The organism is Silanimonas sp. (genome assembly GCF_027530345.1).
Lineage (GTDB): Bacteria > Pseudomonadota > Gammaproteobacteria > Xanthomonadales > Xanthomonadaceae > Silanimonas.
Genome location: NZ_JAPZQK010000008.1, coordinates 36,560 through 51,662 on the forward strand (window position 1 = coordinate 36,560; position 15,103 = coordinate 51,662).

Genomic DNA, 15,103 nt, shown 5'->3' on the forward strand with positions numbered 1-15,103 from the left:
CGTCGCGTGATCCGATGAAGGCCTACGGATGAAGCACGCGACGCGAGCGGCCGGCTTCACGCTGATCGAAGCGCTGGTGGTGATGGCGCTGATGGCGACGGCCTTCGCGCTGTTCGCCGGTGCGCTGGTCGGCGCGCTGCCGGGCCAGCAGCTGCGCGACGCCACGCATCGCCTCGCCGCCGAGATGCGCGCCACCCGCGCGCGCGCCGTGGCCACCGGCATCGACCAGAGCTTCGTCATCGACACGCAGGCGCGCACCTGGCGCAGCGGTGCCAGCGATGAGTTCGTGGAGGCGTTCGCTCCGATACCGGGCACGAAGCCCGGCGCTTCCGGCGGCGGCGCGCGCCGCCAAGGCGAACTCGACGACGCCTTGGCCCTGGGCGCCACCGTCGCGCGCGAGGAGCAGCCGGGCCCGGGCATCGCCGCGATCCGTTTCTTCGCCGACGGCAGCAGCACCGGCGGCCGTGTCGTCGTCCGTCGCGGGGATGCCGCGTGGCGCGTGGATGTGAACTGGCTGACCGGCGCGGTGCGCGTCGAGCGCGGCGAGGGCGGGCGATGAGCCCGCTTGCGCCACCTTCGGGTCGCGTGGCGGTCGCGCGCCAGCGCGGCTTCACGCTGCTCGAAGTGCTGCTGGCCTTCGCCCTGCTGGCGGGTGCCTCGGTGCTGCTGCTTTCGATCCTCTCGAACGGCCTGCGCGACGTTGCCGATGCCGAGCGCCACGGCGAAGCGGCCCTGCATGCACGCAGCCTGATGGACAACTTCGGGCGCATGGAACGCCTGCGGCCGGGCGGCCGCAATGGCCAAATCGACGACGGCCGCTACCGCTGGGCCCTCGAAGTGCAGCGCGTGGAAGACCCCCTGCCGGCGCTCTTGCCGGCACCGGGCGAGGCGACGCTGGGGCCGGGCGCGGATGGCATCGTCGATGCCGGCGAGCCCGTGCTGTACCGCCTCGATCTCACGCTGCAGTGGGGCGAGGGTGGACCGAAGCAGACCTTCCGCACCTCGACGCTGCGCGCGCTCTACCCGCTGCCGGAGGACCTGTGAGGGCGCGCGGCTTCTCGTTGCTGGAAATGCTGGTGGCGGTGGCGCTGCTGGCCACCGGCCTCGCGCTCGCCTTCGGCATCGTGCAGGGCAGCGTGCGCGCGTCCACCTCGGCCGAGCGCGTGGCCGCGCACAGCGATCGCGTGCGCACCGTGCATGGCTTCGTGCGCCGGCAGGTCGCCGCCGCGCTGCCGCAGCCGATCGATCCTGCGGCCGGGTTCGAGGAGATCCGCCTGCTTCGCCTGTCGTCCGATCGCATCGAGTTCATCGGCGAGATGCCGGGCTATCTCGGTCGCGGCGGTCCCTACCTGCAGGTGCTGCGCCTGCAGCGCGGCACGCGCGGGACGGCACTGCTGTTCGAGCATCGCCTGATGACGGCCGAAGGCCCGCTGAAGGCTGAGCGGCCAGCGGAGGTGCTGATCGACGGCCTCGCCGAGGCGCGCTTCAGTGCCCGGGCTTTCGGCCCGGACGGTCGACCCGAGGCTTGGGCTTCGGAGTGGACGCGCCTCGGCCAGTTGCCCAGCCAGGTGCGCTTCACCGCGCGCTTCGCCGAGCCGCGCTTGCGCTTTCCCGACCTCGTGGTGCCGCTGCGCTACAGCCTGTCGGGCGCGACCGGCGCGGTGCCCGAAGCCGCGCGTCGCGACACCGGCGGGGAGAGCCAGCAATGAGCCGGCGTCCCTTGGTCCGCGGCGCCGTCCGTCACCAGCGCGGCGTCGCGCTGATCGTGGTGATGTGGCTGCTGGTGCTGCTGGCGGCGATCGTCGGATTGTTCGCGCTGAACTCGCATGCGGAGGCCGTGCAGGCCTCGGCCGTGCGCCAGCGCACCGAGCTCGACCACGCGGCGGAAGCCGGCATCGAGGCCGTCGCCGCGCGCCTGCTGGCGGTCGATGCGCGCCGACGCCCGGTGCCCGACGGCCGCGAATCCACCTTCGACTTCGGCAACGGCATCACGGTGACCGTGGCCGTCACCGACGAAAGCGGCAAGGTCGACCTCAATGTCGCCGACGTGCTGCTGTTGCAGCGCTTGTTCGAAGCCACCGGCGTGGCGAGCGAAGAGGCCACCCGGCTGGCTGGCGCCATCGTCGACTGGCGGGATGCCGATGGGCTGGTGAGCGCGGCGGGCGGCGGCGAGGAGCGCGACTACCGCAGTGCGGGCCTGCCCTACGGACCCGCCAATCGGCCCTTCGCCCAGGTGTCGGACGTCCAGCGCGTGCTGGGCATGCGCCATGCGCTGTACCGGCGCGTGCGGCCCTACCTGACGGTGTACACCGGCCTCGCGCAGCCGAACCTCGCGTTCGCCGACCGCCCCGTGCTGGTCGCGCTGGGCTTGGCCCCGCCCGTGATCGAGCAGATCCTTGCGGCCCGTGCCCTGGTGCAGCCGGGCCTGCCGCCGCCGGCCTTGCCGGGCGGCATAGTTCTCGCTGCCGGCGGCACCGGCACGTATAGTGTTTCCAGCCGCGCCGCGCGTACTGACGGGCCCAGGGCCGAACTCGAAGCCACCGTCCGGGTCGGCGCCGGGGGCTTTCTCGGTCAGGTCTACACGCCGCTGGTCTGGCGCTACGGACAACAGGACTGATGGCCACACCCCCCGCTGCCAATCTCCCGTGGGACACCTTGCGCCTGCGCTGGGCGGCCAGCCCCGTGCCGGCCGCCTTGTCGCGCTGGTGGGAGGACCTGCTCGACCTTCTCCCGCCCTCGCTGGCCCGACTGTGGTTCCCACCGGTGCGCCGCCTGTGGCTGCGTTGGGAGGGCGATGCCCTCCACCCCACCGAAGAGGCCGGCCGCGAGCGCGTGGCCCTGCCCGCGGTGCCGTTGGCCGACGGCGAAGGCGCGGCGCTGATCGCCGCCAGCCTCGATCGCCGCGGCGTGGACGGCGAACTCTGGCTCGCCCTGCCGGCCTCGCAGGCGCTCGTGCGCACGCTGTCGCTCCCGCTGGCCGCCGAGCCGCAGCTCGAGGGCGTGCTGCGCCACGAGATCGATCGCCAGACGCCCTTCAGCGCCGACCAGGTCGTGCACGCCGCGCAGGTGCTGTCGCGCCATCCTGCCGAAGGGCAGCTGCGTGCCGAGCTGGTGGTCGTGCCGAAGGCCACGCTGGACGCCGCGCTGGCGGCCCTCGGCCCGCTGGCGGCGCGCCTCTCCGGGGTGGACATCGATGACGCCGCGCACCGCGCCGGACGCCGTCGCAATGTGCTTCCACTTGCGCAGCGCGTGCAGCGCACCGACCGCGATGCCCGGGTACGCATTTCGGTGATCGCGGTCGCGGCACTCGCCCTGCTGGCCACCGGGTTCGTCACGCTCGGCAACCGCGAGCGCGCGCTGGCGGCGCTCGAAGCGCAGCGTGACGCAGCCTTCGAGACGGCCCGCGAAGCCCGCGCCCTGCGCCTGCAACTGGACGGGGCGGCGAGCGCCGCGAACTTCCTCGCCGAGCAGCGGCAGAAGCGCCCCACGATGCTGGAGGTGCTCGACGACCTGACGCGCCGCCTGCCCGACGATGTCTACCTGCAGCGCTTCTCCGTGGAGCAGGACCGCGTGACGATCAGCGGGGCGGCGCGCTCCGCCGGCAGCATCGTCGCCACGCTGCAGGGCTCGCCCTACCTGAAGGGCCCGGCGCTGGCCGGCGCCGTGCAGCAGGACCGCAGCACCGGCCGCGACGGCTTCACCGTCGTCGCCGAACTCGTGCCGGGAGGTCGCGATGCGCCGCAGCCTTGAGCGCTTCCGCCCGCTGCTCTGGCTCGGCATCGTCGCGGTGCTGGGCTATGGCCTGCTCGTGCACTGGTGGTGGACGGCGCCCATGCTGGCGCTGGGCGACCAGATCGCCGACGTGCGCGACGAGGAACTCGGCCTGCGCATGGAAGGCGAGCAGATCCCGCAACTGCAGGCGCGCCTGGCCGAGGTGCGCGCGGCGGAAGCAGCGAACCCCGGCTTCCTCGCCGAGCCGAACAAGGACCTCGCCGCCGCGGCGCTGGTGCAGCGGCTGGAATCCGAAGTGCGCCGCGTGGCGCCGAACCCGCTGGCTTGCGAGATCACGTCCCGCACGCCGCTCGAAGCGCAGAGCAGCGACCCCTACCCGCGCGTGACGATGCAGGTGCGCCTGCGCTGCGACGCGGCGATGCTCGGCGCGTTGCTGCACGGGCTGGAAAGCGGCAGCCCGCAGCTGTTCATCGACAATCTCGCCTTCAACAGCATGGCCGCGTACTTCGGCGCGGGGCAGGGTGCCACCGACAGCCGCGTGGACGCGGTGTTCGACCTTTACGGCTACCTGCGCCCGACCGCGCCGGTGCAGGAGGGCGACCCGAATGCTTGAGGCCCTGCGTCCCGCCACGTGGTTGTCCGGCGCCGTGGCCGCCTGGTGCGTCGGCCTGCTGCTGCTTGCTTTCGCCGGGCTCGGCGGGCGCGTCGGTCCGCATCCCGGCGACCCGGCGCTCGGCCCGCCCATCCCCGAGCTGCGCTTCAGCGAGAACGCGCCGCGCCTCGGCGCCGCCACCGACTACCTCGCGGTGGGCGATCGGCCGCTGTTCAATCCGGACCGCCGCCCCGCGCCGGTGGCCATCGCCAACACCGAGCAGCAGGCGCCGTTCAACGGCGTGCTCACCTCGGTGCTGATCACCGACACGTTGCGCATGGCCATCTTCAGCGAGGAGAACGGCCAGGTGAGCAAGCGCGTGCGCCTCGGCGACACCGTGCCCGGCACCAGCTGGCGCCTGTCGACGCTGGAACCGCGCCGCGCCGTGCTCGAGGGCCCCGAAGGCCAGCGTGTGCTCGACCTGCGCGTTTTCGACGGGCAAGGCGGCGCCGCGCCGACGCCCGTGGCCGCCATCGTCGAGGACAAGCCGGACAGCCCCGGCGCTCCGGCGGCCGCGGGCCAGCCCGGCGCGTCGAACCCGCCCAGCCTCGTTCAGCAGGCATCGCAGGCCGAGGCCGAATCGCAGCGCAGTGCCGCCGACCAGGCGCAGATCGACGCCATCCGCGCCCGCATCGAAGCGCGCCGCGCCCAATTGGCCGAACAGCAGGCCAAGAACAACAACGCCCCCGTTGCCGAGCAATGAACACCATGACCACCCCGCGCCTCCTGCTCGCCGCCGCCGTGATGACGGCCCTGGCCGGCTGCGCCACCACGCCGGTGCCCGACATCGCGCGCAACCCCGACCCGGCCACGCTGCCGACCATCGCGCGCAATGCCGACGGTGAAGCCATCGGCGGCCCGTCCTCCGCGGGCGAGCCCGACATGACCCCGGGCAGCGGCATCGTCATCAACGAGTCGCTCGCCGCGCAGGCGCCACCGCAGCTGCCGGAGGGCGGCGAGGCCACCTTCAATTTCGAAGGCGAATCGCTGCATGCCGTGGTGAAGGCGGTGCTGGGCGACCTGCTGCAGCAGAACTACGTGATCGCGCCGACGGTGCAGGGCACGGTGACGCTGGCCACGCCGCGCCCGGTGAGCCCGGCGCAGGCCCTCTCGCTGCTCGAAATGGTGCTGGGCTGGAACAACGCCCGCCTCGTGTGGAGCAACGGCCGCTACGCCATCCTGCCGGCCGACCAGGCCGTGGCCGGCAATCTCTCGCCGCGCACCGGCAGCGCCGCGAACGCGCGCGGCTTCGAGCTGCGCGCCGTGCCGCTGCAGTACGTCTCGGCCACCGAGATGGAGAAGCTGCTGAAGCCCTACGTGCGCCAGGGCGCCGTGGTGCAGGCCGACGCCGCGCGCAACCTGATCGTGCTCTCCGGCAGCCGCAGCGAGCTCGAGAACTACCTGCGCACCGTGCGCATCTTCGACGTCGATTGGCTGAAGGGCATGTCGGTCGGCGTGTTCCCGATCCAGAGCGCCGAGCCCGAGAAGATCGTCACTGCGCTGGAGCGCGTGTTCGGTGCGGAAAGCGGCACGCCGCTGGCCGGCATGTTCCGATTCCTGCCCGTGGAGGGCAGCAACTCGATCATCGTCATCACGCCGCAGCGCCAGTACCTGCAGAACGCGCGCGAGTGGATCGAGAAGCTCGACATGGCCGGCGAGGGCGCGCGGCTGTTCGTCTACGAAGTGAAGTACATGAAGGCGGGCGACCTCGCCTCGCAGCTGGGCACGGTGTTCGATGCCAGCGTGAGCAGCAGCGGCGGTTCGGGTTCGGCGTCGATTTCGCCGGGCCTGACGCCGGTGGAGCTGGGGGCCGTTTCGCGCGAGGCCGGGCAGATCTCGCAGCCGCAGCCCGCGGGTGGCGGTGGGGCCGGCCTCAGCACCGGCAGCGGCGAGTCGGGCATCGGCATCAGCGCCATCGAAGAGAGCAACGCGCTGATGGTGCGCGCCAGCCCGGCGCAGTGGGAGTCGATCCGCCGCGCCATCGAGCGGCTTGATGTGATGCCGTCGCAGGTGCACATCGAGGCGCAGGTGCTGGAGGTGACGCTGCAGGGCAACCTCAGCTACGGCGTGAACTGGTACTTCGAGAATGCGATTCCTGCCAGCCTCGCGGGTGGGCTGCGGCCCGGCCGCAGCAGCCTCGGCTTCGTGGGAGGTTCCGTGGCGCAGGATGCGGACGGCATCGCGTCGCTCGGCGCTACCTTCACGTCCAGCGATGCGGTGGCCGTAGTGAACCTGCTGGAGCGCGAATCCGACGTGCGCGTGCTGTCGACGCCCTCGCTGTTCGTGCGCAACAACGCCGAGGCCGCGCTCAACGTTGGCCAGAACCTCGCGGTCACCAGCACCAGCTTCAACCCGGGTACGGGCACCACGCCGGGCAACAACACCATCAGCAGCGTGCAGTACCTGCAAACCGGCACCAGCCTGAAGGTGAAGCCGCGCATCGGCGGCGATGGCATGGTCTTCCTCGAGATCGAGCAGGAGATCAGCTCGCCGACGGATCGACCGGACGGCGGTGGCAATCCCGACGTGAACACCAGCACGGTGACGACGGAAGCTCTCGTGCGCGATGGCGAGACGGTGATGCTGGCCGGCCTCATCCGGCAGTCGGACAACACGGGCAGCTCGGGCGTTCCGGGCCTCGCCAAGCTGCCGGTCGTTGGCGGCCTGTTCGGCACGCAGGGTCGCTCGCAGTTGCGCAGCGAAGTCGTGCTGCTGATCACGCCGCGCGTGGTGCGCACGCCGCAGCAGACGCGCACGCTCACCGACGACTACCTCGAGCGCTTCCAGGGCATGGCGCCGCTGCGCGCGCCGGGTGCGGCCCCCGCCACGCCGGTGGCGAACCCCCCGGCTGCCGAACCGCCGCCGGGCGGCTGATCCGCGATGCGGCTCGCCTCGGGCCCGGTGCTGCGCGAACTGCTCGCCCGCGAGTGGCGCGAGCGCTACCAGGGCAGCGTCCTCGGCGTCGCGTGGCTCGGCCTGCTGCCCTTGGCGCAGCTGGCCGTGCTGGCCTTCGTGTTCGGCACCCTGCTGCCGGCCCGCGCCTCGTCGGGCGCGTTGCCGTACCCGATGTTCCTCGCTCTCGGCCTGTTCCCGTGGCTGCTGTTCGCGAACGCGGTGAACCGCGGCGTCACCGCCTACCTCGACAACGCGGGGCTCATCGCCCGCGTGCCGCTGCCGCCGTCGCTTTACGTGCATGCGCGCGTGCTGGGCAGCGTGATCGTCGACGGCGCCGGGCTGGTGCTGGTGCTCGGCGTCTTGGTGGCTTTCGGCCTGCGCTTCGATGCGGTCGGCGCGCTGGCCGCGCTCGGCGGCGTGGCCGTGCTGGCGGTGATCGCGCTCGCGCTGGCGCGCATCGCCGCGCTGCTGCAGGTGTTCGTCCGCGACCTCGCGGCGCTGGTCGGGCAGCTCACCGGCCTCGGGTTCTTCCTCGCGCCGGTGCTCTACGAGCGCTCGCAGCTGCCGGCCGCGACCGCCGAGGCGCTCGGCTGGAACCCGCTGGTCGCGCCGCTCGAAGCGATCCGCCACGGGCTCTCCGGCGAAGGCGTGCTGCCTTGGGCGGCCTTGGGTGTGTCGGCGTGCGTGGCCGTCGTGCTGCTCGGGCTCTCGCTCGGCTTGCAGCGACGCGCTGGCCGCCATATCGAGGATTTCCTGTGAGCGCCTCGGCATCGACGCCGCCGGTGACGCGCGATGCACCATTGGTGCGCGTGGAAGGCCTGTCGAAGCGCTATCCCGTCGTCGGCGCCAGCGGTGATCGTCTCAGTGCACTCGGGCGCCTGCTGCTCGGTCGTGCGCCTTTGCGCGAGGTCGAGGTGCTGTCGGGGATCGACCTCGCGATCCATCGTGGCGAGTCGCTCGGCATCGTCGGCGAGAACGGCGCGGGCAAATCGACCTTGCTGAAGTTGATCACCGGCACGCTGACGCCGAGTACCGGCCGGGTCGTCAGTGAAGCCCGCATCGGTGCGTTGCTGGAGCTGGGCGCCGGCTTCCATCCCGAGTACAGCGGCCGCGACAACGTGCGCATGGCCGCGGCCATCCATGGTCTGGCGGGCGATGCGCTGGCGGCCAAGCTGCCCGAGATCGAAGCCTTCGCCGAGATCGGACGCTATTTCGACGAGCCGGTGAAGCACTACAGCAGCGGCATGGTGGTACGGCTCGGCTTCGCGGTGATCGCGGCGACGCGGCCCGACCTGCTGATCACCGACGAGGTGCTGGCCGTCGGCGACGAGCGCTTCCAGAAGAAGTGCATCCGCTGGATCGACCAGTACCTCGCCGAGGGCGGCACCCTGCTGCTGGTCTCGCACAGCACCTACCACGTGCAGAAGCTTTGCCGGCACGCGATCTGGCTGAAGGACGGCCGCATCGAGGCCCAAGGCGACGCCTTCGATGTGACGCAGCGCTACCAGGCGTGGCTGGAGCAGCGCGAGGCCGTGGATCGCGCGGCCACCGCGGCCGGCGGCGATTTCCGTATCGACGCCATGGAGGTCGCGATGCACGGCATGGAATCAACCCAAGGCGGCACGATCCGCATCGCGCTGCGCGCCAGCAGCCGGCACGGCGAACGTCCGCACCTGCTGGTCGGGCTGTCGCGCATCGACGGCACGGCGATCTTCGGCACCGGCACCGAGATCGACGGCGTGGCGGCCTGGCCGATCGGCGCGGAAGGGCAGGTGGGCGCACAGCTGGTGCTCGAGGACGTGCGCCTGCAGCCCGGCGACTACCGCCTCCGCGCGCACGCGATGGACCCCGAGGCCCTGCGCGTGTTCGACACGGTGGAGCGCACCTTCAGCGTGGGCGGCGCGAGCCGCGAGTTCGGCCTGCTGCGCCTGCCACACCGCTGGGAGGCGCCATGAACCCGAAAGCCGCCGCGCTGCCGGTTGTGGTCGTGCCGGTGTTCAACGCGCTCGACGAGCTGGACGCCTGCCTCGCCGCGCTGGACCGCACGCTGCCGGCTGGCGCGCGCGTGCACGTGGCGGACGACGCCTCCACCGACCCGCGCGTGCCGGCGCTGATCGCCGACTGGGTGCGACGCAGACGACTCGACGTGACGTCGGTGCGCCGCGAACGGAACCTCGGCTTCCCCGGCAACTGCAACGCCGCCTTCGCGGAGACCGGCGAGGCCGACGTGGTGTTGCTGAACTCCGACACCGAGCCGGCGGGCGACTGGCTGCTGCGCCTGGCGGCGGGCGCCGCCGCCGACCCCCGCCTCGCCAGCCTGACGCCGTGGAGCAATAACGGCGAAATCGTCTCGTACCCGAATTTCGTTTCCCCGAACCCGCTGCCGGACGACCCCGAGCCCCTCGCCCGCGCGGCGGCGCGGCTCACGCCGCGTTACCCCACGCTGCCCACGGCCGTCGGTTTCTGCATGTACCTGCGCCGTGCGGCCCTGATGGCCGTCGGCGGCTTCGACGCCGAGACCTTCGGCAAGGGCTACGGCGAGGAGAACGACTGGTGCCTGCGCGCCGAGGGCCACGGCTGGCGGCACGCGCTTTGCGACGACGCCTACGTGGTGCATCGCGGCCACGCCTCGTTCGCGGCGACCGGCCTCGCCCCGGGGGGCGAGAACCTGCGCCGGCTCAACGCCCGCTGGCCGGGTTACAACGAGCGGATCGCCCGCTTCATCCTCGACGACCCGCTGCGGGGCGACCGCGAGCGGCTTTCCGGCGCCCTCGCTATGCTGGCGGCCGAGAGCCCGCAGGGGGACCTGTTCCGATGAGCGACGCACCGCCGCCGCTGGCCTTTACTGGGGAGCGCTACCACCCCGAGGTGCCGCGCGAGATGGCCTACGAGCACTGGCATCGCTACGCCTTCGCGATGGAGCTGGCGCGTGGTCGCCACGTGCTCGATGCCGCCAGTGGCGAGGGCTACGGTGCCGCGCTGCTGGCGCGTACGGCGACGTCGGTGGTCGGCGTCGACCTCTCGCCCGAGGCGGTCGCGCACGCGCAGTCGCGTTACGGCGGGCCGCGCTTGCGTTTCGAGCAGGGCGACGTGCTGCGCCTCGAGGGCATCGCCGATGCCAGCCTCGACCTCGTCGTCAGCTTCGAGACCTTGGAACACGTGGACGAGCACGACGCCTTGCTCGCGGCCTTCAAGCGCGTGTTGAAGCCTGAAGGCCTGCTGGTGATCTCCACGCCGGACAAGCACACCTACACCGACCTCGCCGGCCAGCAGAATCCGCACCACGTCCGCGAGCTGTACCGCGAGGAGTTCGAAGCCCTGCTGTCGCGGCACTTCGCCCGCCACCGTCTGTATGGCCAGCGCGTGGTCACGCATTCGATGCTGTGGCGTCTCGACGGCGGCACCGGGGCGATCACCACCTACACGCAGGACGGCGATGACGTGTTCGGCGGCATGCGTGCGCTGCCGATGTACCACGTGGCCGTGTGCGCCAAGCGCGGCGAGGCCCTCGCCGGCCTGCCCGCGCTGTCCTGCTTCGCCGATGCGCAGCAGAGCGTGTTCGCGCACTACCAGCAGGTCATCCGCGAGCTGATGCTCACCGATCGCTACGCCCATACCTTGCGCGAGCGGTTGCGCGCGGCTGGACTGCCGGACGGCCCTTGAACCCGAATGCCGTCGACGCTGTCGTCGTCAGCTACGACAGCGCCTCCACCATCGACGCCAGCCTGCGTGCGCTGCTCCTGCAGCCGGAGCTCGCGAGCGTGCGCGTGGTCGACAACGGCTCCCGTGACGATACGGTGCGTCGCGTCGAGGCGATGGCCGCCGGCGATCCCCGCATCGTCCTGATCCGCCAGCCCGACAATCCCGGTTTCGCGGCCGGCTGCAATGCGGGCGCCTGTGCCGTGGCGCGCGGCGAACCGTCGCCATGGCTGCTGTTCGTGAATCCCGACCTGGAACTCCCACCCGGCGCGCTGGCCCGGCTGCTTGCGCACGCGTCGGCAATGCCGCGGCTCGGTCTGCTGGGGGCCGATTTGCGCGATTCCGCGGGGCAGCAGGACCCGGCCGCGCGCCGTCGCGATCTCTCGCTTTCGCGGATGCTGCTCGCCGCGGGCCGGCGCGGTGCGCTCGACGTCGAACCGGACGACATGCTCGTCGTGCAGCCGGTCGACACCTGCTCGGGCGCGCTGATGCTTGTTCCACGCGCGGCGTTCGATGCCGTCGGCGGCTGGGATGCGGGCTACCGTCTGCACGTCGAGGACCTCGATTTCTGCCGGCGCCTGCGCGCTGCCGGCTTCGTCGTGGCGGTGGCCAACGACGTGCCGGTGCTGCACCACCGTGGCGTATCGAGCCGTGCCCGGCCGTTCTTCGTCGAATGGCACAAGCATCGCGGGCTGTGGCGCTACTGGTGGCGCTTCGAAGCCCGCGGCGCGACGGCCCTGCTGGCGCCGCTGGTGCTGGCGGCGCTTGCGGCGCGGCTGCTGTTCTTGGCGTGGCCGGTGGCTGCGCTTCGTCTCGCTCAGCGGTAGCGGTTGATCGCGTCGCGCGTGTCGCGCGCCACGCGGGCCGCGGCTTCGGCGAAATCCGCGTCGCTGCTGGCGTAAAGGATGGCGCGCGAGCTGCTGATGATCAGGCCGGTGCGGTCGGCGTTGAGGCCGTGTTTCAGCACCGCTTCGACATCGCCACCCTGTGCGCCGATGCCCGGCACGAGAAGCGGGATGGACGGACCGACAATCGCACGCACTTCGCCAAGCTGTTCGGGCCACGTGGCGCCCACGACCAGCGAGAGGTTGCCGTTCGCGTTCCAGTCGCGCGCGGCCTTCTCGGCAACGCGCTGGTAGAGCGGGCGCACGCTGCCATCGGCGCCGGCCACCGGCAGATCCTGCAGGTCGGCCGCCCCCGGGTTCGAGGTGCGGCACAGCACCACCACGCCCTTGTCGGCGCGCTCGAGGTAGGGCGCCAGCGAATCGCTGCCGAGGTAGGGGTTCGCCGTCACGGCGTCAGCGCGGAAGCGGTCGAAGGCCTCGCGGGCGTAGTTCAGCGCGGTGCTGCCGATGTCGCCGCGCTTGGCGTCGAGGATCACCGGGATGCCGGGGTGCGCCGCATGCACGTAGGCGATGAGCCGTTCCAGCGCGTCCTCGGCACCCTGCGCCGCGAAGTGGGCGATCTGCGGCTTGAAGGCGCAGGCGTACTCCGCCGTGGCGTCGATGATCGCCTTGCCGAAGGTGAAGACGCGGTCCGGATCGTCGACCAGCGTCGAGGGGTAGCGCCCCGGCTCCGGGTCGATGCCGACGCAGAGCAGGGAGCCCGAGGCGGCCCAGCGGGCCGCCAGCGTCGCGTTGAAGCCGGTCGCCGCGGCGGCCATGGGCTTACTTCAGCGCCTTGAAGCGGATGCGCTTCGGGGCGGCGCCGTCGGCACCGAGGCGACGCTTCTTGTCTTCCTCGTACTCGCGGTAGTTGCCCATGAAGAACTCGACGTGCGAATCGCCTTCGAAAGCGATGATGTGCGTCGCGATGCGGTCGAGGAACCAGCGGTCGTGCGAAATGACCATCGCGCAGCCCGGGAACTCCAGCACGGCGTCTTCCAGCGCGCGAAGCGTTTCGATGTCGAGGTCGTTGGACGGTTCGTCGAGCAGCAGCACGTTGCCGCCCTGCAGCAGGGTCTTGGCGAGGTGCAGTCGGCCGCGTTCACCACCCGAGAGCGAGCCGACCATCTTCTGCTGGTCCTGGCCCTTGAAGTTGAAGCGGCCGATGTAGGCGCGCGACTGGATCTCGACACCGTTGATGTTGAGGATGTCGGCGCCGCCCGACACTTCCTGGAAGACGTTGTGGTTGCCCTCCAGCTTGTCGCGGCTCTGGTCGACGTAGGCCAGCTTGACCGTCGAGCCCATGGTGATCGTGCCGCTGTCCGGCTTTTCCTGCCCGGTGATCATGCGGAACAGCGTCGACTTGCCGGCGCCGTTCGGGCCGATGATCCCGACGATCGCGCCGTTCGGGATGATGAAGCTCAGGTCGTCGATCAGCACGCGGTCACCGTAGGCCTTGGTGACGTTCTTGAACTCGATGACGTTCTGGCCGAGGCGCTCGCCCGGCGGGATGAAGATCTCGTTGGTCTCGTTGCGGCGCTGGTAGTCGACCGACTGCAGCTCCTCGAGGCGGGCGAGGCGCGCCTTGCCCTTGGTGCGGCCGCCCTTGGCGTTCTGCCGCGACCACTCGAGTTCCTTCTGGATCGCCTTCTGGCGCGCCTTCTCGGAGTTCTCTTCCTGCTTCAGGCGCTCGTCCTTCTGCTCGAGCCACTGCGTGTAGTTGCCCTTCCACGGGATGCCGCGGCCGCGGTCGAGTTCGAGGATCCACTCGGCGGCGTTGTCGAGGAAGTAGCGGTCGTGGGTGACGGCCACCACGGTGCCCGCATAGCGGGCGAGGAACTGCTCCAGCCACTCCACCGATTCGGCGTCGAGGTGGTTGGTGGGTTCGTCGAGCAGCAGCATGTCGGGCTTCTGCAGCAGCAGGCGGCAGAGCGCGACGCGGCGCTTCTCACCACCGGAGAGCTTGCCGACGATGGCATCCCACGGCGGCAGGCGCAGGGCGTCGGCGGCCACTTCCAGCTGCTGCTCCACCTGGTGGGCGTCGCCGGCGGCGAGGATGGCCTCGAGCCGCGCCTGTTCTGCGGCGAGCTTGTCGAAGTCAGCGTTCTCTTCGGCGTAGGCCGCGTAGACGGCGTCCAGCTGAGCCTGCGCGCTGAAGATCTCGCCGAGGCCTTCCTCGACGGCTTCGCGCACGGTGTGCTCCGGATTGAGGCGCGGCTCCTGCTCGAGGTAACCGACCTTGATGCCGGGCTGCGGGCGCGCTTCGCCCACGAAATCCTTATCGACGCCGGCCATGATGCGCAGCACCGTCGACTTGCCGGCACCGTTCAGGCCGAGCAGGCCGATCTTCGCGCCGGGGAAGAAGGACAGCGAGATGTCCTTGATGATCTGGCGCTTCGGCGGAACGGTCTTCGAAACACCGTTCATGGTGTAGATGTACTGCATGTCTCACTCCATTCAGACGCGCCCGGCCGCGGCGGCGCCGGCGGCGGGAGGGGGCATACGGGGACGGCGCGAGTATACCGGAGGCCCGTCGGGCCCCGGCCGCGCGCTGAACGCCGCTGGCCGTTCAGGCGGCTGGCAAGAATCGATTCAGCCGCCGCCGCCGATGCTCGATGCGCACCCCCTCGATGCACCCCACGGAGGCTCCGCATGACTCTCGCCACCTTCCCCCGACTGGCCGCCGCCATCCTGCTGGGCGCCGCGATGCTCGCGTCCTCCCCGGCCGACGCCGGGCGCCGTGACCGCGGGTACGACCACCGTTACGAGCATCGCGACTGGGATGATCGCGACTACCGGCAGGGTTACCGGGACGGCCGCCGCGACGACCGTCGCTGGGAGCGCCGCTCGGATCGCCGCTGGGAGCGCCGTTGGGAGCGCCATGACGACCCCCGCGACTGGCGCCGCGACCATCGAGGCCGGGTGGTCTACCGTGAGGTCTACCCGGTGCCGGCCTACGGCTACGGCCCGCCGCCGCGCCATTACGGCCCGCCGCGCTGGGCCCGCGGACATCGCATCCACGATTACGGCTGGGCGCCGACCTACGTGGTCGTCGACTACGACCGCTACGGCCTCCGCCACCCGCCCCGCGGCCACCACTGGCGTCGCGACGACCGTGGCGACTGGCTGCTGGTGGCGATCGCCAGCGGCATCATCGCGGACGTGGTCTTCGGCCATTGAGATCGCCGGCGCGCGCCGCCGGTTGACAGGAAATTGCGAATTCCGTCACGCATTTCTTGAC

16 protein-coding genes are annotated in these 15,103 nt (G+C 71.4%); 14 read left to right on the plus strand and 2 right to left on the minus strand.

Annotated features, from left to right (window positions below; translation table 11 throughout):
* Nucleotides 1-28 precede the first annotated feature (28 nt).
* The 13 genes from O9255_RS04765 to O9255_RS04825 are packed head-to-tail and all read left to right on the plus strand — an operon-like array spanning nucleotide 29 to nucleotide 11,805.
* Nucleotides 29-559, plus strand: a complete 531-nt coding sequence (locus O9255_RS04765; RefSeq protein WP_297865700.1) for a GspH/FimT family pseudopilin — start codon at nucleotides 29-31, stop codon at nucleotides 557-559.
* Entirely contained in the window at nucleotides 556-1,044 is a 489-nt protein-coding gene (locus O9255_RS04770; RefSeq protein ID WP_297865701.1) for a prepilin-type N-terminal cleavage/methylation domain-containing protein, read from the plus strand. The genes O9255_RS04765 and O9255_RS04770 overlap by 4 nt, the downstream gene beginning before the upstream one ends.
* Complete coding sequence (locus O9255_RS04775) at nucleotides 1,041-1,709, plus strand: prepilin-type N-terminal cleavage/methylation domain-containing protein (protein ID WP_297865702.1); 669 nt, start codon at nucleotides 1,041-1,043, stop codon at nucleotides 1,707-1,709. The genes O9255_RS04770 and O9255_RS04775 overlap by 4 nt, the downstream gene beginning before the upstream one ends.
* Nucleotides 1,706-2,617 carry a type II secretion system protein GspK gene (locus tag O9255_RS04780; RefSeq protein WP_297865703.1) on the plus strand — a complete coding sequence of 304 codons (912 nt, stop codon included), beginning with the start codon at nucleotides 1,706-1,708 and terminating at the stop codon, nucleotides 2,615-2,617. Before O9255_RS04775 ends, O9255_RS04780 begins: the two co-directional genes overlap by 4 nt.
* Complete coding sequence (locus O9255_RS04785; protein WP_297865704.1) at nucleotides 2,617-3,750, plus strand: PilN domain-containing protein; 1,134 nt, start codon at nucleotides 2,617-2,619, stop codon at nucleotides 3,748-3,750. The genes O9255_RS04780 and O9255_RS04785 overlap by 1 nt, the downstream gene beginning before the upstream one ends.
* A complete protein-coding gene (gene gspM, locus O9255_RS04790) occupies nucleotides 3,734-4,345 on the plus strand; it encodes a type II secretion system protein GspM (protein ID WP_297865705.1) in 612 nt (203 codons plus the stop codon). The genes O9255_RS04785 and gspM overlap by 17 nt, the downstream gene beginning before the upstream one ends.
* Complete coding sequence (locus O9255_RS04795; protein ID WP_297865706.1) at nucleotides 4,338-5,087, plus strand: hypothetical protein; 750 nt, start codon at nucleotides 4,338-4,340, stop codon at nucleotides 5,085-5,087. Before gspM ends, O9255_RS04795 begins: the two co-directional genes overlap by 8 nt.
* On the plus strand, nucleotides 5,084-7,258 hold the full coding sequence (gspD, locus tag O9255_RS04800) for a type II secretion system secretin GspD (protein ID WP_297865707.1): 2,175 nt from the start codon (nucleotides 5,084-5,086) through the stop codon (nucleotides 7,256-7,258). Before O9255_RS04795 ends, gspD begins: the two co-directional genes overlap by 4 nt.
* Before the next feature lie 6 nt (nucleotides 7,259-7,264).
* Nucleotides 7,265-8,038, plus strand: coding sequence for an ABC transporter permease (locus O9255_RS04805; RefSeq protein WP_297865708.1), 774 nt, complete (start codon nucleotides 7,265-7,267; stop codon nucleotides 8,036-8,038).
* A complete protein-coding gene (locus O9255_RS04810) occupies nucleotides 8,035-9,234 on the plus strand; it encodes an ABC transporter ATP-binding protein (protein WP_297865709.1) in 1,200 nt (399 codons plus the stop codon). Before O9255_RS04805 ends, O9255_RS04810 begins: the two co-directional genes overlap by 4 nt.
* The gene (locus tag O9255_RS04815) at nucleotides 9,231-10,097 is read left to right on the plus strand and encodes a glycosyltransferase (protein ID WP_297865710.1); all 867 of its coding nucleotides are present in this window, start codon (nucleotides 9,231-9,233) and stop codon (nucleotides 10,095-10,097) included. Before O9255_RS04810 ends, O9255_RS04815 begins: the two co-directional genes overlap by 4 nt.
* Complete coding sequence (locus tag O9255_RS04820) at nucleotides 10,094-10,942, plus strand: class I SAM-dependent methyltransferase (RefSeq protein ID WP_297865711.1); 849 nt, start codon at nucleotides 10,094-10,096, stop codon at nucleotides 10,940-10,942. The genes O9255_RS04815 and O9255_RS04820 overlap by 4 nt, the downstream gene beginning before the upstream one ends.
* Nucleotides 10,939-11,805, plus strand: coding sequence for a glycosyltransferase family 2 protein (locus O9255_RS04825; protein ID WP_297865712.1), 867 nt, complete (start codon nucleotides 10,939-10,941; stop codon nucleotides 11,803-11,805). Before O9255_RS04820 ends, O9255_RS04825 begins: the two co-directional genes overlap by 4 nt.
* Here the strand turns inward: O9255_RS04825 and pyrF are convergent.
* A complete protein-coding gene (pyrF, locus tag O9255_RS04830; RefSeq protein WP_297865713.1) occupies nucleotides 11,796-12,641 on the minus strand; it encodes an orotidine-5'-phosphate decarboxylase in 846 nt (281 codons plus the stop codon). The genes O9255_RS04825 and pyrF overlap by 10 nt on opposite strands.
* A gap of 4 nt (nucleotides 12,642-12,645) precedes the next feature.
* Nucleotides 12,646-14,307, minus strand: coding sequence for an energy-dependent translational throttle protein EttA (ettA, locus tag O9255_RS04835; RefSeq protein WP_297865714.1), 1,662 nt, complete (start codon nucleotides 14,305-14,307; stop codon nucleotides 12,646-12,648).
* A 207-nt stretch (nucleotides 14,308-14,514) separates the two neighbouring features.
* On the opposite strand from ettA, the gene O9255_RS04840 reads away from it, so the two are divergent.
* Complete coding sequence (locus O9255_RS04840) at nucleotides 14,515-15,042, plus strand: RcnB family protein (protein WP_297865715.1); 528 nt, start codon at nucleotides 14,515-14,517, stop codon at nucleotides 15,040-15,042.
* Nucleotides 15,043-15,103: the final 61 nt, after the last annotated feature.